A 21615-nucleotide genomic window follows, 5' to 3' on the forward strand; every position below is an offset into this window, starting at 1 on the left:
ACTTTTATTTATTTTTCAGACAGCAGACTATCAAAATACCTAATCGTTTTTTCCAAACCTTGATCAAGCATGATAGTTGGTTGCCAATCTAGAATTTCCTTGGCATAGCTAATGTCTGGTTGTCGCTGCTGTGGATCGTCTTGAGGCAATGGTTGAAAAACAAGCTTCGAGTTTGAGCCAACTAATTCAAGGACTCGTTCTGCCAACTGCCTGATCGTGAATTCCCCCGGATTGCCCAGGTTGACCGGTCCGGTAACCTCATCCGAAGTATTCATCAGCCGAAGAAAGCCTTCCACCAGATCATCGACGTAACAGAAGCTACGCGTCTGCTGCCCTTCGCCATAAATAGTAATGTCTTCGCCACGAAGGGCCTGAACGATAAAGTTACTCACGACCCTCCCGTCATTTGGGTGCATGCGCGGACCATAGGTATTGAAAATACGCGCAATTTTAATACGCACGTTGTGCTGTCGGTGGTAATCGGAGAACAGGGTTTCAGCGCAACGCTTACCCTCGTCATAGCACGAACGGATCCCGATAGGGTTTACCTTTCCCCAATAGGATTCAGGTTGGGGATGAACCTCGGGATCGCCGTAGACCTCACTGGTGGAGGCCTGGAATATCTTGGCCTTGGTACGCTTGGCGAGGCCAAGCATATTGATCGCGCCGTGCACACTGGTCTTTAATGTCTGCACCGGGTCGAACTGATAATGTACAGGTGAGGCAGGACACGCCAAGTTATATATCTCGTCAACCTCCACATGCAATGGAAACGTGACGTCATGACGAAGCAATTCAAAATAGGGATTGGATAACAAGTGAGCGATATTGCGCTTCGCCCCGGTATAGAAGTTATCAACACACAGTACTTCGGCCCCCTGCTCCAAGAGCCGCTCGCACAAATGAGACCCCAGGAAACCCGCTCCGCCAGTTACCATTACACGTTTCATAGTCCCTTCCTCAAAATTCGATAGTAAAATCCACCCAACGCGTGGGTGAGGGTATAAAGCGCTGCGTGGGCACTGGAGGTTCCGGGGTACTCCTTGTGCACCATGTACATACGTTCCAGCATGTATTTTTTTGAACCGGATATCTGACCGGCAATTCGCCGATAATTTAAGAGTGGATAGGACAATTTTATACTATCGCCTATTGCTTCATGCACTCTCAGCCAGCAATGATAATCTTCGACGGCCTTGTAACGGATATCTTCGTTGAAAGGGAAACGCAGCATGATTTCTTTCTTTAGAACGACACTCGACGTCGGGATTCGTCCCTTGAGCTGCTGCTTAGCGAAGCTGATCCGCTCACAACCGACGTTTTCGACCTTCGGAAAGGACAGCAGCGTATCGTCGATAAAATCCTTCATTTGCGTGCAGCAAAAATCCACACCGCTCTTTTCAAGTGCTTCCATCTGCAACTTTAGTTTCTGAGGATGCCAAATATCATCCGCATCCAAAAAAGCGATCCAAGGACCAGTTGCATGCCTAACACCTATGTTTCTCGGTGCCGCAGGAGCACCGTTATTACGCTCTAGAGAAATCAGCTTGATCCTTGCGTCTTTTTCTACAAATGACTGGACAACCTGGCGAGTCGAGTCCTTCGAGCAGTCATCTATAACAATCAGCTCCCAATTATCATAGGCCTGATCGATCACAGACTGTATTGATCTCGCTATCAACGCCTCCGCGTTATAGGACGGCATGATGACAGAAACCAGTTCCCCAGCTAACTCACTCAACCTCTATCTCCTCTTGGCATTTTAGCCCTGACATTATCAACCCAACGCAATCCAAATCGGCGCTGAATCGCAAGCGGTTTGAGCTTGACACGTTCGACCGTATGGCTCGCCAGTTTATCCCACTCTTTATTCTTCAAAGCCATGACAACGTCGTCCTCATCCCGCTGGTCGTCGGAAAACGAAGTGTCATCGGCCGTCATCTTGCCCGTTTTCAACATTGAAATAAGACGCTCGGGATCGGCCCCGTCGAAATATTCATAACGCGTGGTTTCCAACGCTCGAACATATTCAACAAACTGAGCAAACCGATGAGACCTCAGGTAGAGAAAGCGTAGCGTCTTGCGAATGACCATATCAGGATCAAGGGGGATGAGCGCATCAGCCGCATATAAGGAGTCCTTATTTCGAAAGACTCTGACGAATCCAGCCTCCTGATAAGTCGACGGCCCCAGGCATATGACTTGTTTACCGCAAACCCCTGCTTCCACCGCCGAGCTACCACCGTTCAGGACAACGATGTCAGCCTGCTGAATGAGGTCATAGGTGCTCGCTTTCTGTTCACTGGAAATACAATAGATATCGTTTCTTTCAGCCCAGTTCTTGTAGAGGGCCAGCGAACGATCACCTACGGCCTTGCCAATATTTTCAGCCCAATTCGGATGGCAGCGGACGACTACCTGCTCAGGTTTGATCGAAAAGGCTTCAAACAAATCGTCCAAGGCTTTTGTATTATCCTCCCAGGCCGTCTGCCACTCATCATGGCCGGCGAACTCATTCTTGCTGCTAGGGATAATCAGAACCCTGGGGCCATTACCACTCAATGGCCAAGGGGCGGGCTCTGGATTCTTATTGTACAGTCGCCATTCAAGCGAGTTCCTTTGTAGAAAACGTTCCCCTGCAAGTCGCCCGGCAAGTTTCGCCTGTTCTCCGGTTAGAGGTCTATCATCGTAGTCCTTAACCATGTCGCCCAACGCTCTAAGAGACAAGCAGTTCGCGTTGGGTATTAACTGAAGCCCATCACCGAACCAAGTCCTTTCATGCGTCACATAAGGTATATTCTTCTGTTCGCAAGCATACGTTACTGCCCGAGTGAGATCCATGCGCCCATTGAAACATATGACCGCATCAAGCTTTTTCTCCTCGATCCAACGCAACGCACTTTGATATACCTTATTGACAGGCTGATGCAGACTTTCACGGACAGCGACAACCTGAGGCTCGTTCCACTCAGCTTCAGACTCGGTTCGGTTTAGTGTACACGAGCTAGATAGAGCCAAGTCATCCAGTACTTTAACGCTTAAGGTTGCAGAACTGCTCCCGATAGAAGTGATATTCTCGACAGGAAAGCTTCTCACCCCACCCAAAATGCACTTGGGGCATTCGACCAGTTTACGCTTACCCTTTATAGCTCGCGAATAACAGTTACTAACGGCGCCATCACAAGTAAGAAAAAATGTCTCATGCCCACCCTTAGCGAGAATCGTGGCCAGATAATACAAATGCTCGACATGAGGTCTAAACGAGAACATATTCACAAGACCAACTCTCATTAGAGCCGTACTCCTTTTTTTATCGAGCAAATAAAAACATATATCAAACTCACAGCACACAGCGAGGCCAGCACAAATATAAACATAATCACATTGAGCGACGACAGAACAGGAGACACCAACAGAGTATCAAGTAAAGCCACATAAAAAACAACTTTAAATACTCCTGTATAACGCAACAGCAGAAAATTCATATAAGAAAGCCCCACTCCAAAAAGAAGAGCGCCTACAGCAACACCAAGCCCGCCATACTCATAGTAAATCGAACCAGGCAGCGAATTAAATAACCCCGCGTATTGATAATCCCCGCCCGCAGAACCAAAAATTTTTGAACACAGCAAAAGCAATCCACCCCACAAAGCAGATCCACCTGCGTCCGAGGGCAGATATTGGATATTTTCAGAAAGCACCCAAAAAGTGTGAGCGACGTAAAGCGCAGTTAACAACAGATAATTCTTCAGATCACATAACACTCCACTACTGCAAGCGTCATAGGATTGAGTTTTAACTCCATGCAAATGATCCACAAAACTATTCAAATATGCTTCTGAGTCGTTTCCTCCGACAGAGGCACGAGCGTAGAAAACATACATAATTACCATCAAGCACAAAAACCCGACAAGCAAAATCCAACTCAAAGATCTGACCTTAAAAAATTCCGAATACACTTCACGACCAGAGCTTCCGCGCGCAATGATTACTGCAACAAAACTCACAGCCAAGACACCTATTAATGAGCGCCCGCCTAAAATATACGAACCCGTCAATAGCGAAAAAACAATAAGCCCACTCAAGACGCGCCTTTGGCTGGTAGAAAAAAATTCGTAATAATAAATCAAAAAAATAAAAGCGAAGTAATACCAAAACTGCAACAGATTGCCCGCCACACTAAAAATAGACGAAACCCCCTGCCCTTCCCCCCTTTCACTGTTTAAACGAGCCCTAATCTCAACAAAGTTATCATTGATAAAATCCACCCCCTGATATAAAGACCTGTCTATGATTAAAAATATCAGCCCCACTATTGATATCCAGCAGGAAAACCGCATCACCAGGTACAGGTGATGCGGTGGCCGCCGCGCTTCTTTTCGGACTACGCAAGGACTGGCCGCATATAAACCTAGCGATAGAACAAGGTAGGACAAGATAAGCGAGATATAAAATAACGCGTATATGCCATAAGCCGGATATACATCCGCAAAAGCAGAGGTAAAGGGAATAGAGAGCTCCAAGACAAGAAAAAAAAGCGCCACCATTGAAATTATTATGACGGGAGACAATATCTGCCACAAATCTCTTTTTGTGATAATCAACCCTACCACCCCCCCCAGTTTAACGCTGCTTTATTTTAGGAGATCATAACTTAATGGCGTATTTCTCTTAATATCCACAGACGCCACTTTGCCTAGAACCCCCTCTAAATGCTTAGGGGCCAATCCATAACCTGGACGAACACTTCTCACATTTCTAAGGGTTATTGCCTCGCCCTTGGCAATATCCTCTACAACGTATAAAGATCGCCGAAATTGCACGTTTCCTTGCTCACTCGATTTACGACCGTAATCAATCTTACCCAGCGCCGCCCATGCTGTCTTACTGTCCCTGCATAGCGCCATGAGCTCAGATGGCTCGAGTGAAAAACTATCATCGGGTCCACCGCCACTCCGGTCCAGAGTAAAGTGTTTCTCAATGATCGACGCTCCGAGCGCAACGCTGGTAATTGCCGTAGTATTGTCCAAAGTATGATCGGACAAGCCTGTTACCAGCCCATGACGTTGAATCATGTCTGGTATGGTACGCAAATTATAATCATGCGCAGGCGCAGGATAGCCACTAACGCAGTGAAGAATGGCCAATTCCTTGCAACCACCATCATGAGCGGCCTCAATGGCTTCCGCAATTTCCTCAGCATCCGCCATACCGGTCGAGATAATCATTGGCTTGCCCGTGCTGGCCACGTATTTAATCAGAGGCAAATCGACTGCTTCGAAAGAAGCAATTTTATAAGCTGGCGCCCCAAGAGTCTCTAGGAGGTCGACCGCAGTATTATCAAAGGGCGAACTGAAGATTGTGATATCCAGTTTCTTGGCATATTCAAATAATGGAGCATGCCACTCCCAAGGCATTTGAGCCTCGAGATATAGTTCGTAAAGAGATTTGCCACCCCACAACCCTCCCTTTATTTGAAACTCTGGAGCACTTGAGTTCAGAGTTATGGTGTCCGCCGTATAAGTTTGCAGTTTTACCGCATCCGCGCCATTTTTTTTTGCAGACTCAATTATATTGCGCGCAGTTTCAAACACCCCATTATGATTAGCAGAAAGCTCAGCAATTACATAAGGAGGATAATCAACACCTATTTTACGTCCAGCGACGGAAATTACTGGCTTCATATTCAGCTCCTAGATAGTTTAACCAGCTTTTCATAGATCACCGGCCTATGAGACTCCCACTCCCGCGAGAGGATACCAAGCCGAAATACATCGACGTATCGCCCATCAATTAAGTGATGCTCACGCAGAACTCCCTCAACCTGGAAGTTAAACTTCTTATGAAGCTTTATAACCGACTCATTGAAAGCAAGAACTTCGCACACCAGCTTATGCAGACGCATATCATTAAATGCATAATCCAAGGCAAGAAATTCCATTTTACTCCCTGTGCCTTTTGGCGCCTCAGGAGCCGCATAGAATGCCCATGACGAAACGGCGTTCGTAATGCTAAGATCATTAAACCCAACGATACCCATGGGCTTACCGTTGATCTCATACATAAAATATAATTGATCATCGCGGAGCTGAACACGTGCCCACCAAGCCAAGTGTTCCTCAAGGCTGATTTCATGCCTTGTATACATATTCGCTCGAATATTTGGCGCATTTCGCCATGCGAGCATCAGCTCCAACTCGCTGGCGGCAATTTCACGAAGCTTACCGAAAGCCTCTGTCTTTATAACCATCGATAGCACCGACGTCAGTTATGGTTCTTATAACAAGCTCACAACCAGCTCCATCAGTGATAGAACTTGAGTGTTCACTTAACGACTTCAAAAACTCCGGTCTCCTGACAGCCTTATCGATGACATTAGCCAACTGGGCTGGAGACTCCGTATCCACCAATTCCACCGCTTTTGCCCGGACCAATAGATTCGCTGCAAACTTCTGATTATCCGCCAGAACCAACATGGCGGTGGGAACTCCCAAACAACAACGCTCCCAAGATGTGGCTCCAGCAGCGCCAACTGAAAAATCGCTATCCGCCATTAACTGCGCCATATCATTGACATTCACCCTTACTTCGGTAAACCAAGGCATTGTACTAGCAAACTGTTGAATATCATTTAGCCAAGGAGCAGTGGCACCCATTACAACGATGATGCGGCAATCATAAGGCAACACCGTCATCTTCAACTGCTCTAAAATTTTACGCGTGACATTATCTTTATCAACCCCCCCCAAGGTGATTAATATTGAATTAAAACTATAATCAGTTCGCCGACTCAAACTATAAGATCGCAATCTCGCAAATTCAGGACGGAGCAGAGCATATTTTGAGCCACACAATGCAATACAACTGGGCGGCAATAGCGAATCATAGTCCTCGATCTTTCGCCCGAAAGTCTGATCCAACAAAATATCGCAGACATGTTTCCGATCAGCCAAGTCATCGATCACAAATAACCTTAGCCCCCCCCTTTTAAGCATAAGCTCCCAAGTGACATCAAGGGCATAATGATCAACAATCAACCAATGAGGTTTTAGATTATCTAGTAAACTTGAGCACTGCTCTGCATCACGCTCTTGTGAAACACCCAACCAGTGCCAATGATGTGTATCACCACATGTTTTCGTTATGTATTCGAGCAAGTTACCAGACGGCAATATATATACCGAGAAGCCTCTTTCACGTATAACGTCTATGAGATTTCCGGGGTGCTCTCGACAAATGAAGTGACACTCGGCACCTTGCTTTCTCAACGCGTCAGCCAGAGTAAGACAGCGCATAACATGCCCACTGCCAATCTGCAGCGAAGCATCTGCCCGAAACACCACTTTCAGGCCGTTCACGACAGCCCCTTCTCCGCTTCCAAAGCCTTGTACATCCACTCCGCACGTATCCAATCTTCCGGGGTATCAATATCCTGAACCCGATAACGTGGCAGTAACACCGCTGTGGATTCGGGTGTAAATATCATTTTTCCAGTCAGCCATGCGTTGGCAAGGCCCCAGTAGAACTGCCCGGCATCGTGATAACTTTCTTCAAGATCTTGAGAGCGGGTGTTGAAATATTCGGCGTTGAACATTTCGACGCGCCCCGACTCAGTCAAGCGAACCGCTCTTTGAATAGGAAACGCGTAGCTGGTAACCGAAAACGCGTACTGACTTCGGGTTTGCTCAAGTATAGCCAAACCTTTCCTTAGATCTTCAGCGGTTACAAAAGGCGCGGTCGCATAGAGGCAACAAACCTGATGGGCGTCGGCCCCCTCAGCCTGAAGCTGTTTAATGGCATGCTGCATGACTGGTATGGTACCGGTGTAATCATCAGAGAGCTCAGCTGGACGCATGAAGGGTGTATCTGCGCCGTACGTGCGAGCGATCCCTGCAATTTCCTCATCGTCAGTTGATACAATGACTTTATCGAAGCAACCACTATCAAGTGCTGCTTTTATTGACCAAGCGATCATGGGCTTGCCGCAAAACATTTTGATGTTTTTTCGCGGGATACGCTTACTGCCACCTCGGGCAGGGATGACAGCCAATCTCATGCGCCCAGGGCCTTTTTGATAGCGGCGACAACCTGATCCTGTTGTTCATCGCTCATTGTCTGAAACATCGGAATGCTAATAGCTTCGCGGTAGTAATCCTGAGCCATAGGAAAGTCCTCGGGCTTGAAACCCATTCGCGCGTAATACGGCTGTGTATGCACTGGAATATAGTGCAAGTTCACTCCAATTCCTTGCTCACGGAGGGAGTCGAAAACCTCGCGGTGACTTTTTCCTATTTTGTCCAGCTCCAGGCGAATCACGTAGAGATGAAGTCCGGAATAACTGTCAGCATGTTGCCAAGGAGTCACCACGGGCAATGCTGCCAGCAAGTCATTGTAGCGAGCGGCCAACTTGTGACGCCGGGCGACGTATTGGTCCAGACGCTCCATCTGGCTGATGCCAAGCGCCGCCTGCAGCTCAGTCATCCGATAATTGAAACCCAGGTCAATTTGCTGGTAATACCATGGGCCATCCGCTTCGTGTGTCATCAGGTCCGAATCGCGGGTGATTCCATGGCTACGCAACAACGCCATTTTGCCTGCGAGTTCAGCATCGTTGGTTAAAGCGATCCCACCTTCGGCAGTGGTAATAATCTTGACCGGATGAAAACTGAATACCGTGATATCGCTGTATCTGCCGTTTCCGATGTACTCGTTCTTATACTTTCCACCAATGGCATGAGAAGCATCTTCAATTATCTTGAAGCCATAATGCTTAGCCAGCTCATGGATGGCTTGCATATCGCATGGCTGTCCAGAAAGATGAACCGGTACAACCACCTTGGGCAAGGTACCTTCTTTTTCAGCCAGTTCCAGCTTACGCTTCAACGCCAAAGGGCAAAGATTGTAGGTGCGTTGGTCGATGTCGACAAAATCTACTATTGCACCGCAATACAATCCACAGTTAGCAGAGGCAACGAAAGTAATAGGACTTGTCCATAGACGGTCACCAGGGCCCAACCCCAAGGCGAGGCATGCGATATGAAGTGCAGATGTAGCACTATTTACCGCCAGCGCATGATTAGCCCCTACATGGGCGGCAACTTGTTGCTCGAAGCGCGGAACCATGGGACCTTGGGTAAGGTAGTCGGACTGTAAAACCCTCACCACCGAATCGATGTCCGCTTGAGTAATATCCTGGCGACCGTATGGAATCATGAATCAGATGCTCCCGATTTTGGCTTCGTTAAGAGCAATCCAGTTACGCAGCTCCTCGTCGCTCATCCATTCGGTGTTGTTATCGCTTGAATAGACAAATCCTTCCGGCACCTTCTTGCCATCCTTGATGCGGTTCGGGCAGGTTGCCCATTCGTTGATCACAGGTAGTATCTTGAAGTGCTCTGGGTACTCGTAGGTGTAATAAGAGTCCTCGGCACTGATCATTTGTTCGTGAAGCTTCTCACCAGGACGAATACCGACGATTTTCTGCTTGGCGTCGGGAGCTACGACACGAGCAAGATCGATGACCTTCATCGATGGGATTTTTTTCACATAAATCTCACCACCTTCCATGTCTTCAAAGGCATGCCAAACCAACTCAACGCCTTCCTCCAGAGAGATCATGAAGCGAGTCATGCGCTCATCAGTGATCGGCAGCTCGCCTTTGTCCTTGATCGACATGAAGAACGGAATCACTGAGCCGCGCGATCCCATGACATTACCGTAACGCACGACAGCCATACGGGTCTCATGACCGCCTGCGTAAGAGTTGCCGGCGACAAACAACTTATCGGACGCCAGCTTGGTAGCTCCGTATAGATTGATTGGGCTGCTAGCTTTGTCTGTGGATAGGGCCACGACACGCTTGATGCCCTTGTCGATACAAGCGTCGATCAGATTCATGGCGCCATTGATGTTAGTCTTGATGCACTCGAATGGATTGTATTCAGCAGTCGGTACGATCTTTGTAGCAGCGGCGTGCACAACATAGTCAACGCCATCAAGGGCACGATAAAGGCGTTCCTTGTCGCGAACGTCGCCGATAAAGAAGCGAACGCGTGAATCGCCTTCGAACTTCTTCGCCATGTCCCACTGTTTCATCTCATCCCTGGAGAAGATAATGATTTTCTTGGGGTTATATTTGGCCAGGGTCATCGGCACAAATGTATTACCGAAAGAACCGGTACCGCCAGTAACCAAAATCGTTTTATTACTCAACATCTAGACGCCCTCAAACCCAAAGCGAAACTTGATTATTTTTGCAGGACCACCTACGACTATCGCCCCTAGCGGAACATCCTTGGTCACCACGGAATTCGCACCGACAATGGCATGCGATTCAATTTTAACACCGGGCATTATAACCGCATTCGCGCCAATCCAGACATCGTCACCGATCTCGATCGGCTTATTGTAGTGCGCCAGAAAATCTTCACGGGCGATCCTGCGCTCCTGCTCGCGGATATTCACCCCCGCATACCGGTCATGCACGTGCGAGGTGGATGAAATGAAAATATTCGGCGCCAGAAGACATTCTTTACCAATTGTAACGTCTCCATTGATAGTGACGTTGCGCTGAATTGTTGTTCCTGCATCGATGGAAATCCCGGTCAATGCCGATAGCTCAACGCCATCATTTAGCCATACTTTATCGTTTAATCGAATGCTACCCGTGCCAGCATTCAATAGCGCCTTTCGAACAGTCGTATGGCGACCTATCGCGATACTCCCTCGCCTGGAGACTCGCGCAAAAGGCGATAGCAAGGATCTTTTTGATAAAGCCAAAAAAAACAGGTGCAGCACACGAAATCGAGTGCATATACCGTCAAATATTCTTTTTAACAATGCTTACTCTCCAAGAGGTGTAAACCAACAGCATCAACATTACAAAAAAACCGCCACTCATCAATGACACATATGCCAATAAGTCGTCAGAAGCAAACCATGCGTTATACACAATCATCAAAACAGCAAAAAAACCAAGTGCAGCCACCTGAATGATCAGCAATTTGTTTCTTTGCGACATTACCAATAAGTAGGAAGAATAGAAGTCTGCCGAACGCAGAACAGCGAAAAACCAAAAAACAGCACTTACGTCAACACCAACATCAAGCCAGGATGCTGCAAACCAAGGAGTTTGCAAAAGCCATAACAGACACAGCAACATTACCGACAAGAGTAGACACACTAAAAAGGAAATTCGGACAACATACCTAAACCCTGCTTTAGGATCGGCCTGACAGATGTGCGGAAGCAACGTGATTACCCGAGTATTGATTAGCTGTTGTATCGAAAGCCCAACCATTACAACCAAAGAAAGATAAGAAAACCTGGAAAACCCGCCCGCATCCATGAAATAAGCAGCAAACACCCTATCCACATACTGCATAAATGCCCCTATGCAAGTAACAGGGACAAACTTCAGGCAATCAACCACAAAATCCATATCAGGAAATTTAGCACCGACAAGCCAAAATAAAAGCGAGCGAAAACAGAGAACAAGCCCAGTACAGACTTCGGCCTGGATTGCAAATATGGCATCTTCAGTGACGTAGCCCACCCACAAGCCTGCGATAGCCACCCACATATTGCGATAGAACAACCGTCTCGCATAGCCGACAAAGTCCTTTCGGCTCTTTATGACCATCAAGTCAACGGTAAAAATAAAGAAGACTAGGACTTGCACAAGCGACAACAGAAATATGGTTAATGGCGCCGCCGACCAAAAGCCATACCCAAGCAACGCGACAAGCCCCACTACCCAAGAGCCGCCACCAAACCACTTCGCATGGGCGGAAAATTCAGAAAGTCTCTCTTCATCCCCCACAAGTAGCGGCATTTCAGCATGACATTTTATTATCACACCCGATCCGACAACAAGCACACCCAGGCCGACCATCAATAGATAGTAATTTACTTGAGCATATTGATCCGCAGAAAGAAGATGAGCATAGGCGAAGCCTTTCAATGCCGCAATCATAGAGGCAGCGCCGGCAAATAGAAGATATGCCCATGCCCGTAGCCTAAACGAATATTTTTTGAGCATCCCTATCGCCGACACAGCTAATTTCCGAATAAGTATTAATTGAGTATTCAAACTGAAGCATAAGTCTGGCGCGAGAGATGGGAGTGACACCTTTATGTACAGTAATCGTATCCTCTATCAAACATGTCCCGGCAGGGCCTAACACTTCAATTATATTCTCCGCCCCGTAGCCTGCAACAATTTCATCATCCGTAAAACGACGCGACTTGAACAGCGGAGTTTTATATCTAATTTCTCGATTCGATGTTTTGACATAAACATGGGGACCGGCTTGTTCATCCACATCGGTCAAATAAAAAAAGAATTTAACAAATTTAAGATCATCTAGATCAAAATGAAATACATGTGCATGACGCGCCCTGTCTTCCGCACTTGCATCAACCGGGAATGTCCACCACATATTGACACTCATCAACTTTGGCGGAACTTTAAGATAACGGGCGGCAATGGAAAGCAAGTACGGATCGTTCGCGATCCTGGCAATCACGGCATCTTGCTCGGCACTGAAATACTGCGCCAACAGAAGTTCTTTGCCTAACAATGCCTCTGCCTTTTCTCTATCCTTCAGGTAGAATCCCTTTGTTTGATCCCTATCAGCAAAGCAAGGGTGGTTCTCAGAATAACTCAGAAGATACTGAACTGTATCGGCGGGTAACTTAGGCCCAACCATTGCACCGCTTGCTTCCAGCTCTGCAACTACAGGACCGATGGAGTTCGAATCAAACTCAACAAACGACTCATGCCGACGCGCCAACTGCTCCTTACAAAACCTCTCCAAACGCTTTTTATTGAATAAAGCAACCACATTCCAGATCAATATCCTGACTGACCTGCGCTTAAACAAACCGCGCATGATCTTATATTTACTCAACATAATCCTAGCCCTTGCCCATAGTCATCTTTACGATATATGCGATGCTGCTCCCGACAGACATCACTAAGGTCCGACTTTTCCGCCTTCCTACCAACAGCTCCAGCGGATGCCATACCTGTCGAGCATACAACGACACATGCCTGCGGGATTATACGCTTGCCAAAAGACACGCTGCATGACCCCGGACAATTACGTAGATAAAACAACCGGACCGAGCTCAGCCCTGTTGCTCGAACGGGATAGGGAATAACCCCACTACAGGGAAACGCCTGAACACAAGTGCACTACCGATACCATGCGAGCCCATACCCCCCCCCCTAAAAAAATAAGCCCGCCGCTTCGGGACGGCAGGCTAATCCTTTCCGGAGGCAGGAGACGCTTGTCGCTACCACCTATCCTCAAAATAGAACTTCATCCTTGGTTTATAGTGCGAGTATCGCGATTGACTACAAAACGAATCAATGCAATAAATCCGGCTAATATGAAGCCAAAAACAGCACCTAAGGCCATTATTAGAGCCTTCCTGGGCTTGATCGGACTTTCCGGCACTTCAACGCTACCATCCTGACGATACACCGAGATACTTTCCGGATCTATATTCAGTTTTTTATAGAAACTGTAGCGCATCTGAAGCGGACGCAAATCAGGTATGAAAGCATCGTCGGAGGCTCGACTCTCCAATGCCTTGACCTCTGCAGCCAATGCCTTGCTTCCACGCTGATAATCCATTTTATTTCCGGTATCAACGGTGATATCTACTGCGGCAGAGGAGTTTATGGTCGGAGTAGTCAAGCCAATCGCCTCTGCAATCTTCAATGCCTCACGCAATTGCTGAATCCTGTCCTCACGCACCCGCTGCGCGGTTTCGCGCAAACTGACAATCCGCTGCTCCAGATTACGCGCCCTCACTGAAGCCTCAGCTGTAACGTTCTTGATCAGCTCCGATTCGGCGGCTTCGCTGGCACGACTTACATAGGTCTTGGCCCATTCCGTCGCCCGTGCGGGGTCTCCGCTTTGGACAGTGACCGAAAAACGATCCGGCGTGTCCTTACCCGGCCCTTTGACTACAAGCTGTCGAGAGAAACGATCATAGATACCATCAAGCGGCCCCTTGCGCTGAGCCTCGTCAAGGGAAGGAAGATATACTTCATTGAAGAATTTTTGACGCAGGGATTCAGCTTGGAGATTCCGGGCAAAGACGTCGTAGACATGCTTAATTGAATATGTTTCCAGCTCGGTACTCTTCCCCCGGCCGTAATTCAATTCAGCAATACCATTCTGAGTAGGCGGCATGATGAAAAGCTTGGCCTCATAGACCGGCTTGCTAAGGAACGCATAGGCAGCGGCGCCGACGGTAACCAAAAGCGTGATACTTATGATCAGCCATTTTTGCGCCCAAAGCCCGCGCGCAAGCTCAAACAGATCAATCTCGTCCGCGCCATTTCCTTGAGTATTTTTATTTTGCATGTATGGCCTCGCCTCGTCTTTTTGTCATTGCACTTGCAGACAAACTGAACGCATCCTGAGGCTGGACAGCAGGCAAGGCCTCGGCGAATACAACGGTAAACTGGATTAAATTAAGCACAAACAGATACACCCGCAGTCAGAAAAAATTGTAGGCAGCGATCCTTACTCCAAGACTACCGGGTTCCCGCATCCTTTATTTCAACCGTCGACGCGCCCCCAACAACGCGAACAACGGGCCGATCACCATCCCCACGAGAAGCGCTAGAAGCACAAAAATTGATACTGGAAGTTGAGGCCCTGACCAACCCAGGAACAGCAGCGCAACAGGCTGATGATTTTCAAGCACGAACAGGACAATAGCAGAGGCCACGAGCAGCGCAAGTACGACAAGCGCCAGACGTTTAAAGTTCCGCATGAATCCCCCTTTGTTTTAGTAAGCGGTTAAAGGGCATCCCCCTCCTCTTCGTTTACCCGATCCCTAAGCTCCTTGCCGGGCTTGAAATGAGGTACGAATTTCCCATCAAGGCTCACTGACTGCCCGGTCTTGGGATTACGCCCCACCCGCGGAGCACGGTAATGCAAGGAAAAACTGCCAAAGCCACGGATCTCGATTCGATCCCCGGTTGCCAGGCACTGGGACATTTGTTCAAGCATGGTCTTGATGGCCAGCTCCACATCCTTGGATGAGAGTAGCCCTTGATGGGTGACAATTCGTTCGATCAACTCCGACTTCGTCATATTTTTCCCTTCTTTATCAAGCAGCTAGATCAGTGCTTCGAAAGGTTTTAGCATGCCCGGAAGGATTTGAACAGCCCAAGTATTGACAAATCTTTTGAGCATCTGACCATCCCTTTTTGGTGCAGACACCCCAAGCTCTTCCAACTATCGACAGATGACCAGCATGGTACGGGTCAAGTACCCGGCGGGATTGAAGCCGAAGGGATACCAGTCCTCATCCTTGGCATCGTCAGATCGAGTTATTACCTTGTAGCCCGCCCCCTTGCACTCCCTGCCCGCGCGCTTGTGGCACTTCTCCCACCCGGAACCCAACCCCGAGCAGTCGACTTCGATGCCGCTTACACCGCGCACCGCATGGGTCTTGGCGCTGGTAGAACAACCCGCCATAACCAGAACAGCCACTATCAGCAAAAGCTTTTTCATCCGAATCCTTGAGCCAGGATCCTGAGCCCAATCATTTGGGCCAGGCTCGAACCAGATCCTATTGATGATTGATCCGCCTGATAAAGAGACAATTTGAAGAGCGGGTTGGTTTCCCAAGTGCCGACCTGACAGCGATCATTCCGAAACGCCAGGAAAACCGAGAATACAACGGGCACAAAAAAGGGCGACCGAAGTCGCCCTTTTTTACAGAAAGCCAGAACTCAGTTCTGCTTTTCCGCTTGTGCAGCACGCAGCAGGTCACCCAGGGTGGTCGCTACTGGAGCATCCGTAGCTGGCTTGTCGCGCAGGCTCTGGATAGCTTCTTTCTCTTCCTCAACGTCCTTCGACTTGATCGAGAGCTGGATTACGCGACTCTTGCGGTCAACGCTGATGATCTTGGCTTCTACTTCTTCACCTTCTTTCAGGACGTTACGCGCATCTTCAATACGGTCACGGCTGATTTCGGAGGCTTTCAGAGTCGCTTCGATATCGTCGGCCAAGGTGATGATGGCGCCTTTGGCGTCAACTTCTTTCACGATGCCCTTAACGATTGCGCCTTTGTCGTTCTCTTGAACGTACTCGGAGAACGGATCGCTTTCCAGTTGCTTGATGCCCAGGGAGATGCGCTCGCGCTCTGGGTCAACCGACAGGATAACGGTGTCCAGCTCGTCGCCCTTCTTGAAACGGCGTACGGCTTCTTCGCCCACTTCGTTCCAGGAGATATCGGACAGGTGAACCAGGCCGTCAATGCCGCCGTCCAGACCAATGAAGATACCGAAATCGGTGATCGACTTGATGGTGCCGGAGATCTTGTCGCCCTTGTTGAACTGGCCAGAGAAGTCTTCCCATGGGTTCGACTTGCACTGCTTGATGCCCAGGGAGATACGACGACGCTCTTCGTCGATGTCCAGAACCATGACTTCCACTTCGTCGCCGACTTGTACGACTTTCGAAGGGTGGATGTTCTTGTTGGTCCAGTCCATTTCGGAAACGTGTACCAGGCCTTCAACGCCTTCTTCCAGCTCAGCGAAGCAGCCGTAGTCGGTCAGGTTGGTAACACGAGCGGTGACGCGAGTGCCTTCTGGGTAACGGGCTTTGATAGCAACCCATGGATCTTCGCCCAGTTGCTTCAGGCCCAGGGAAACACGATTGCGCTCGCGATCGTACTTCAGAACCTTGACATCGATTTCGTCGCCAACGTTGACGATTTCCGAAGGATGCTTGATACGCTTCCAGGCCATGTCGGTGATGTGCAGCAGGCCATCGACGCCACCCAGATCGACGAATGCGCCGTAGTCGGTGAGGTTCTTGACGATACCTTTGACCTGCTGGCCTTCCTGCAGCGATTCCAGCAGAGCTTCGCGCTCGGCGGAGTTTTCGGCTTCCAGGACGCTGCGACGGGAAACGACAACGTTGTTGCGCTTCTGGTCCAGCTTGATGACCTTGAATTCCAGCTCTTTGCCTTCCAGGTGCGTGGTGTCGCGCACTGGACGGACGTCAACCAGGGAACCTGGCAGGAACGCACGGATGCCGTTAACGTCGACAGTGAAGCCGCCTTTAACCTTACCGTTGATAACGCCCTTGACCACTTCCTCAGCTGCGAAAGCCGCTTCCAGAACGATCCAGCATTCAGCGCGCTTGGCTTTCTCACGGGACAGCTTGGTTTCGCCAAAGCCATCTTCAACCGAGTCCAGAGCAACGTGAACTTCGTCACCGACGTTGATGTTCAGCTCGCCAGCGTCGTTGTAGAACTGCTCCAGCGGGATGAGGGCTTCAGACTTCAGGCCAGCGTGAACGGTTACCCAGCGAGCCTGGTAGTCGATATCAACGATAACACCGGTGATGATGGAGCCTGTCTGAAGGTTCAGGGTTTTCAGGCTTTCTTCAAAGAGTTCCGCAAAGCTTTCGCTCATTTTAATTCCTGTTGATTGGGGCGAAGGATACGCCCGGCTCCACACCCCAGACGGTGTGGGTTAGTTTCATATAAAAGAAGACCGCAGGACTATGACTGGTCCCCTGCGGAGCTTCCTGGTCACCCGGCGATATCGCGAATGGCGATCTCGCTCATGATGCGTTGCAACACCTGATCGATGGACAACTCCGTGGAATCCAGCTGTATCGCATCGGCCGCCGGTTTTAGCGGGGCTACTGCGCGCTGGGTGTCACGCTCGTCGCGCGCACGGATCTCATCTAGCAGACTCGACAGACTAACATCCTCGCCCTTGCCCTTCAACTGCAAATATCGGCGGCGAGCCCGCTCCTCCGCACTGGCAGTGAGGAAAATCTTCAATGGCGCGTCCGGAAACACCACCGTTCCCATGTCCCGACCATCGGCCACCAGCCCCGGTGGTTCCTGGAATGCCCGCTGACGCTGCAGCAACGCTTCGCGCACCGCCGGTAGCGCGGCAACCTGCGAAGCGCCTGCACCCACGCTCTCGGTACGGATGACATCGCTGACTTCGTCGCCTTCCAGGATGATGCGCTGCAACTGGCCCTCGGTCGCGGCGATGAACTGCACATCCAGATGCGCCGCCAGGGCCTTGAGCAGTTCTTCGTTGGTCAGGTCCACGCCATGGTTGCTGGCCGCGAACGCCAGCAGTCGATACAACGCCCCCGAGTCGAGCAGGTTCCAGCCCAGTTGACGGGCCAGAATCCCGGCAACGGTGCCCTTGCCCGAGCCGCTAGGGCCATCGATGGTGATGACCGGTGTCTTGATCTTCACGACTGCGCCTCTTGTGCTACTCGAATACCGACCTGCGCACACAGCGCGAGGAAGTTCGGAAACGACGTCGCGACGTTGGCACAGTCGTGGATGCGGATCGGTGCGCTGGCACGCAAGGAAGCCACGCTGAATGCCATGGCAATACGGTGGTCGCCATGCCCATGAACCTCGCCGCCGCCGATCTGGCCGCCGTCGATGATGATGCCATCCGGAGTCGGCTCGCACTTGACCCCCAGCGCCAGCAGGCCATCAGCCATCACCTGGATACGGTCCGATTCCTTGACCCGCAGCTCTTCGGCGCCAGTCAATACGGTACGCCCTTCTGCACAGGCCGCCGCCACGAACAGCACCGGGAACTCGTCGATCGCCAGCGGAACCAGCGCTTCCGGAATCTCGATACCCTTGAGTTTAGCTGCTCTTACGCGCAGGTCCGCTACGGGTTCGCCACCGACTTCACGCTGGTTTTCCAAGGTGATATCAGCGCCCATCAGGCGCAGGATATCGATCACACCGGTACGGGTCGGGTTGATGCCGACGTGTTCGAGCACCAGTTCGGAGCCCTCGGCGATAGACGCTGCCACCAGGAAGAACGCGGACGAAGAGATATCGCCTGGCACTTCGATGTGGGTGGCCGTCAGCTTGCTACCGGACTCAACGGACGCCGTGGCCCCGTCGACCGTGACCGGGTAACCGAAACCGCGCAGCATGCGCTCGGTGTGATCGCGGGTCGGGGCGGGTTCGGTGACGGTGGTCTTGCCTTCGGCATAAAGACCGGCCAGCAGCAGGCAGGATTTCACCTGGGCGCTGGCCATCGGCATGGTATAGGTCAAGCCCTTGAGCTTGTTGCCGCCACGAATGGTCATCGGCGGACGCCCGTCGGCCGCCGTCTCGATGACCGCACCCATTTCCCGCAGTGGATTGGCCACCCGATTCATCGGACGCTTGGACAACGAAGCGTCGCCGGTCAGGACACTGTCGAAGTCCTGGGCGGCCAGCAGGCCGGACAACAGGCGCATCGAGGTACCCGAGTTGCCCAGGTAGATCGGTCCAGGGGCAGGCTTGAGGCCATGCAGGCCGACCCCATGGATGGTCACGCGGCCATGATGCGGGCCTTCGATGACCACACCCATGTCGCGAAATGCCTGCAATGTCGCCAGGGCGTCTTCGCCTTCGAGGAAGCCTTCCACCTCGGTCACGCCTTCAGCCAGGGAGCCGAGCATGATCGAGCGGTGGGAAATCGATTTATCGCCCGGTACACGAATACGCCCACTCAGGGAGCCACCAGGTTGTGCCAGGAAAATCAGATCGTTGGAATTCATAGCGTCCACATAGGCCCGACGGGCCAGGATTTTACTGAAATGCTCGCGGGCCACCCTGGCGCGTGTGAAAACGCCCAGCAATTGGTGCCCGTCCCCTGCATCGACCGCGTCGCGCAAGGCGTCGAGATCGCTGCGAAATGTATCGAGTGTGCGCAGGACAGCTTCGCGATTGGCGAGGAAGATGTCGTGCCACATGACCGGGTCGCTACCAGCGATTCTCGTGAAATCGCGGAAACCGCCGGCAGCGTAACGGAAGATCTCGAGATTTTCATTGCGTTTGGCCAATGAATCCACCAGACCGAACGCCAACAGGTGCGGCAGATGGCTGGTAGCGGCCAGGACTTCATCATGCCGTCCGACCTGCATGTGCTCGACATCGGCCCCCAGCTCACGCCACAAACGGTCCACCACCGCCAGCGCAGCCGGATCGGTTTGCTCCAGCGGCGTCAGAATCACCTTGTGGCGGCGAAACAGTTCGGCGTTGGAAGCTTCAACGCCGCTCTGCTCGGAACCGGCAATCGGGTGACCGGGCACGAACCGTGCCGGCATCCCACCGAAAGCCTCGGTGGCCGCCCGCACGACGTTACCCTTGGCGCTGCCGACATCGGTCAGGATCGCCTCGCCCAGGTCCATGATCGCCAGGCGCGCCAGCAATTTCTCCATGGCCAGGATCGGCACCGCCAGCTGGATGACATCGGCCCCCTGGCAAGCAGCGGCCAGGTCATCCTCGCAACGATCCACCACACCAAGCTCCACCGCCAGCTTGCGCGATTGCGGGTCCAGGTCGACACCGACCACTTCACGACACAGACCGCTCTCGCGCAGCCCCTTGGCGAACGAACCACCGATCAGCCCCAGGCCGATCACCACCAGGCGACCGATCATAGGCACGACAGGTTGCAACGCAGTGACATCAACCACAAGCCAGGACCTTGCTCAACGCCTCTAGGAAACGGCTGTTTTCCGCCGGCAAGCCAATGGTGACGCGCAGATGGTTCGGCAGGCCGTAGTTAGCCACCGGACGCACGATCACTCCTTCACGCAGCAACTCCTGGAACACCGGCGCGGCAACGCGCCCCAGGTCGACACAGATAAAGTTGCCCTTGGAGGGAATCCAGCCCAGGCCCAGTTCACGGAAGCCGGCTTCCAACTGCTGCATGCCGGCCTCGTTCAGGCGGCGACCCTGCTCGAGGTACTCCTCATCCTGGAGCGCGGCGCATGCGGCAGCCAGGGCAAAACTGTTGACGTTGAACGGCTGGCGTACGCGGTTAAGCACATCGGCCACCACGGCAGTGGACAGGCCATAGCCGACCCGCAGCGACGCCAGGCCGTAGGCCTTGGAGAACGTGCGCGAGACCAGCAGGTTTGGGTAGGCCGCGAGGAAATCCAGGCCATCGGGCAGTTCGCTCCCCTCGGCATACTCGATGTATGCCTCGTCCAGCACCACCAGTACATGCTCAGGAACGTCCTGCAGGAAGTCGTCCAATGCCTGGGCGTCGAACCAGGTGCCGGTCGGATTGTTCGGGTTGGCGATGAAGACCACCCGGGTATTGGCATCGATGGCAGCCAGCATCGCCGGCAGATCGTGTCCGAAATCCTTGGCCGGCACCACATGCGCATCGGCACCCACGGCCTGGGTCGCGATCGGGTAGACCGCGAACGCGTGCTCGCTGAACACGGCATTGAGGCCCGGCGCGAGGTAGGCGCGCGCCACCAGCTCAAGAATGTCGTTGGAACCGTTGCCCAGGGTCACCTGGCTCAATTCAACGCCACAGCGCTCGGCCAGCAGGCTCTTGAGGGCATAACCGTTGCCATCGGGATAACGGGTCAGATCGGCCAGTTCATCGCGAATTGCCGCCAGCGCCTTGGGGCTCGCGCCCAGGGGGTTTTCATTGCTCGCCAGCTTGACGATGCGGGTCGGATCCAGATTCAGCTCGCGGGCCAGTTCGTCCACAGGCTTGCCCGGAACGTAAGGCGAAAGTTGTTGCACGCCTGGCTGAGCCAGGGCGAGGAAGTTGCCACTCATTTGCTA

At 51.4% G+C, this 21615-nt stretch carries 20 protein-coding genes and 1 pseudogene; all 21 read right to left on the bottom strand.

Annotated features, from left to right (window positions below; translation table 11 throughout):
* Positions 1 to 8 precede the first annotated feature (8 nt).
* The 21 genes and pseudogenes from BW992_RS25440 to hisC all read right to left on the bottom strand — a co-directional run bounded on the left by BW992_RS25440 (position 9) and on the right by hisC (position 21609).
* A complete protein-coding gene (locus BW992_RS25440) occupies positions 9 to 950 on the bottom strand; it encodes a UDP-glucuronic acid decarboxylase family protein (protein ID WP_072458109.1) in 942 nt (313 codons plus the stop codon).
* Entirely contained in the window at positions 947 to 1741 is a 795-nt protein-coding gene (locus tag BW992_RS25445; RefSeq protein ID WP_172834644.1) for a glycosyltransferase family 2 protein, read from the bottom strand. The genes BW992_RS25440 and BW992_RS25445 overlap by 4 nt, the downstream gene beginning before the upstream one ends.
* Complete coding sequence (locus BW992_RS25450) at positions 1738 to 3291, bottom strand: capsule biosynthesis protein (protein WP_072458110.1); 1554 nt, start codon at positions 3289 to 3291, stop codon at positions 1738 to 1740. The genes BW992_RS25445 and BW992_RS25450 overlap by 4 nt, the downstream gene beginning before the upstream one ends.
* Positions 3291 to 4604: a hypothetical protein gene (locus tag BW992_RS27015; RefSeq protein WP_143007924.1), complete on the bottom strand. Its 1314-nt coding sequence runs from the start codon at positions 4602 to 4604 to the stop codon at positions 3291 to 3293. Before BW992_RS27015 ends, BW992_RS25450 begins: the two co-directional genes overlap by 1 nt.
* 30 nt (positions 4605 to 4634) lie before the next feature.
* A complete protein-coding gene (gene pseI / locus BW992_RS25455; RefSeq protein ID WP_072458111.1) occupies positions 4635 to 5684 on the bottom strand; it encodes a pseudaminic acid synthase in 1050 nt (349 codons plus the stop codon).
* A 2-nt stretch (positions 5685 to 5686) separates the two neighbouring features.
* Positions 5687 to 6250 carry a UDP-4-amino-4,6-dideoxy-N-acetyl-beta-L-altrosamine N-acetyltransferase gene (gene pseH / locus BW992_RS25460; protein WP_072458112.1) on the bottom strand — a complete coding sequence of 188 codons (564 nt, stop codon included), beginning with the start codon at positions 6248 to 6250 and terminating at the stop codon, positions 5687 to 5689.
* On the bottom strand, positions 6222 to 7358 hold the full coding sequence (gene pseG, locus BW992_RS25465) for a UDP-2,4-diacetamido-2,4,6-trideoxy-beta-L-altropyranose hydrolase (RefSeq protein WP_305955639.1): 1137 nt from the start codon (positions 7356 to 7358) through the stop codon (positions 6222 to 6224). Before pseG ends, pseH begins: the two co-directional genes overlap by 29 nt.
* On the bottom strand, positions 7355 to 8056 hold the full coding sequence (gene pseF, locus BW992_RS25470) for a pseudaminic acid cytidylyltransferase (RefSeq protein ID WP_072458113.1): 702 nt from the start codon (positions 8054 to 8056) through the stop codon (positions 7355 to 7357). The genes pseG and pseF overlap by 4 nt, the downstream gene beginning before the upstream one ends.
* The gene (pseC, locus tag BW992_RS25475) at positions 8053 to 9213 is read right to left on the bottom strand and encodes a UDP-4-amino-4,6-dideoxy-N-acetyl-beta-L-altrosamine transaminase (protein WP_076407262.1); all 1161 of its coding nucleotides are present in this window, start codon (positions 9211 to 9213) and stop codon (positions 8053 to 8055) included. The genes pseF and pseC overlap by 4 nt, the downstream gene beginning before the upstream one ends.
* Before the next feature lie 3 nt (positions 9214 to 9216).
* On the bottom strand, positions 9217 to 10215 hold the full coding sequence (gene pseB / locus BW992_RS25480) for a UDP-N-acetylglucosamine 4,6-dehydratase (inverting) (protein ID WP_072458115.1): 999 nt from the start codon (positions 10213 to 10215) through the stop codon (positions 9217 to 9219).
* An 18-nt stretch (positions 10216 to 10233) separates the two neighbouring features.
* Positions 10234 to 10392, bottom strand: a pseudogene (locus BW992_RS27660) (DapH/DapD/GlmU-related protein); the annotation flags it as partial.
* Positions 10393 to 10819: 427 nt separating this feature from the next.
* Positions 10820 to 11974: a hypothetical protein gene (locus tag BW992_RS25490; protein WP_072458117.1), complete on the bottom strand. Its 1155-nt coding sequence runs from the start codon at positions 11972 to 11974 to the stop codon at positions 10820 to 10822.
* A 43-nt stretch (positions 11975 to 12017) separates the two neighbouring features.
* Positions 12018 to 12914, bottom strand: coding sequence for a hypothetical protein (locus BW992_RS25495; protein ID WP_072458118.1), 897 nt, complete (start codon positions 12912 to 12914; stop codon positions 12018 to 12020).
* 411 nt (positions 12915 to 13325) lie between these two features.
* A complete protein-coding gene (locus BW992_RS25500) occupies positions 13326 to 14381 on the bottom strand; it encodes an LPS O-antigen chain length determinant protein WzzB (protein WP_072458119.1) in 1056 nt (351 codons plus the stop codon).
* 193 nt (positions 14382 to 14574) lie between these two features.
* Complete coding sequence (locus BW992_RS25505) at positions 14575 to 14796, bottom strand: lipopolysaccharide assembly protein LapA domain-containing protein (RefSeq protein ID WP_072458120.1); 222 nt, start codon at positions 14794 to 14796, stop codon at positions 14575 to 14577.
* Positions 14797 to 14822: 26 nt separating this feature from the next.
* Positions 14823 to 15119, bottom strand: coding sequence for an integration host factor subunit beta (gene ihfB, locus BW992_RS25510; RefSeq protein ID WP_072458121.1), 297 nt, complete (start codon positions 15117 to 15119; stop codon positions 14823 to 14825).
* 144 nt (positions 15120 to 15263) lie between these two features.
* Positions 15264 to 15542, bottom strand: a complete 279-nt coding sequence (locus BW992_RS25515) for a hypothetical protein (RefSeq protein WP_072389362.1) — start codon at positions 15540 to 15542, stop codon at positions 15264 to 15266.
* 221 nt (positions 15543 to 15763) lie between these two features.
* Positions 15764 to 17455, bottom strand: a complete 1692-nt coding sequence (rpsA, locus tag BW992_RS25520; protein WP_072458122.1) for a 30S ribosomal protein S1 — start codon at positions 17453 to 17455, stop codon at positions 15764 to 15766.
* A 119-nt stretch (positions 17456 to 17574) separates the two neighbouring features.
* On the bottom strand, positions 17575 to 18264 hold the full coding sequence (gene cmk / locus BW992_RS25525) for a (d)CMP kinase (RefSeq protein WP_072389366.1): 690 nt from the start codon (positions 18262 to 18264) through the stop codon (positions 17575 to 17577).
* Positions 18261 to 20468, bottom strand: a complete 2208-nt coding sequence (locus BW992_RS25530) for a bifunctional prephenate dehydrogenase/3-phosphoshikimate 1-carboxyvinyltransferase (protein ID WP_072458123.1) — start codon at positions 20466 to 20468, stop codon at positions 18261 to 18263. Before BW992_RS25530 ends, cmk begins: the two co-directional genes overlap by 4 nt.
* A 28-nt stretch (positions 20469 to 20496) precedes the next feature.
* Positions 20497 to 21609, bottom strand: coding sequence for a histidinol-phosphate transaminase (gene hisC, locus BW992_RS25535; RefSeq protein ID WP_072389370.1), 1113 nt, complete (start codon positions 21607 to 21609; stop codon positions 20497 to 20499).
* Positions 21610 to 21615 lie beyond the last annotated feature (6 nt).

Origin of the sequence: Pseudomonas sp. 7SR1 (assembly GCF_900156465.1) — a bacterium.
Taxonomy (GTDB): Bacteria; Pseudomonadota; Gammaproteobacteria; order Pseudomonadales; family Pseudomonadaceae; genus Aquipseudomonas.

Coding starts and splice junctions, on each gene's coding strand:
- BW992_RS25440 (WP_072458109.1), bottom strand. CDS start 950: ATGAAACGTGTAATGGTAACTGGCGGAGCGGGTTTCCTGGGGTCTCAT.
- BW992_RS25450 (WP_072458110.1), bottom strand. CDS start 3,291: ATGAGAGTTGGTCTTGTGAATATGTTCTCGTTTAGACCTCATGTCGAG.
- pseI (WP_072458111.1), bottom strand. CDS start 5,684: ATGAAGCCAGTAATTTCCGTCGCTGGACGTAAAATAGGTGTTGATTAT.
- pseH (WP_072458112.1), bottom strand. CDS start 6,250: ATGGTTATAAAGACAGAGGCTTTCGGTAAGCTTCGTGAAATTGCCGCC.
- pseF (WP_072458113.1), bottom strand. CDS start 8,056: ATGAGATTGGCTGTCATCCCTGCCCGAGGTGGCAGTAAGCGTATCCCG.
- pseC (WP_076407262.1), bottom strand. CDS start 9,213: ATGATTCCATACGGTCGCCAGGATATTACTCAAGCGGACATCGATTCG.
- pseB (WP_072458115.1), bottom strand. CDS start 10,215: ATGTTGAGTAATAAAACGATTTTGGTTACTGGCGGTACCGGTTCTTTC.
- BW992_RS25490 (WP_072458117.1), bottom strand. CDS start 11,974: ATGATTGCGGCATTGAAAGGCTTCGCCTATGCTCATCTTCTTTCTGCG.
- BW992_RS25495 (WP_072458118.1), bottom strand. CDS start 12,914: ATGTTGAGTAAATATAAGATCATGCGCGGTTTGTTTAAGCGCAGGTCA.
- BW992_RS25500 (WP_072458119.1), bottom strand. CDS start 14,381: ATGCAAAATAAAAATACTCAAGGAAATGGCGCGGACGAGATTGATCTG.
- BW992_RS25505 (WP_072458120.1), bottom strand. CDS start 14,796: ATGCGGAACTTTAAACGTCTGGCGCTTGTCGTACTTGCGCTGCTCGTG.
- ihfB (WP_072458121.1), bottom strand. CDS start 15,119: ATGACGAAGTCGGAGTTGATCGAACGAATTGTCACCCATCAAGGGCTA.
- BW992_RS25515 (WP_072389362.1), bottom strand. CDS start 15,542: ATGAAAAAGCTTTTGCTGATAGTGGCTGTTCTGGTTATGGCGGGTTGT.
- rpsA (WP_072458122.1), bottom strand. CDS start 17,455: ATGAGCGAAAGCTTTGCGGAACTCTTTGAAGAAAGCCTGAAAACCCTG.
- BW992_RS25530 (WP_072458123.1), bottom strand. CDS start 20,468: ATGATCGGTCGCCTGGTGGTGATCGGCCTGGGGCTGATCGGTGGTTCG.
- hisC (WP_072389370.1), bottom strand. CDS start 21,609: ATGAGTGGCAACTTCCTCGCCCTGGCTCAGCCAGGCGTGCAACAACTT.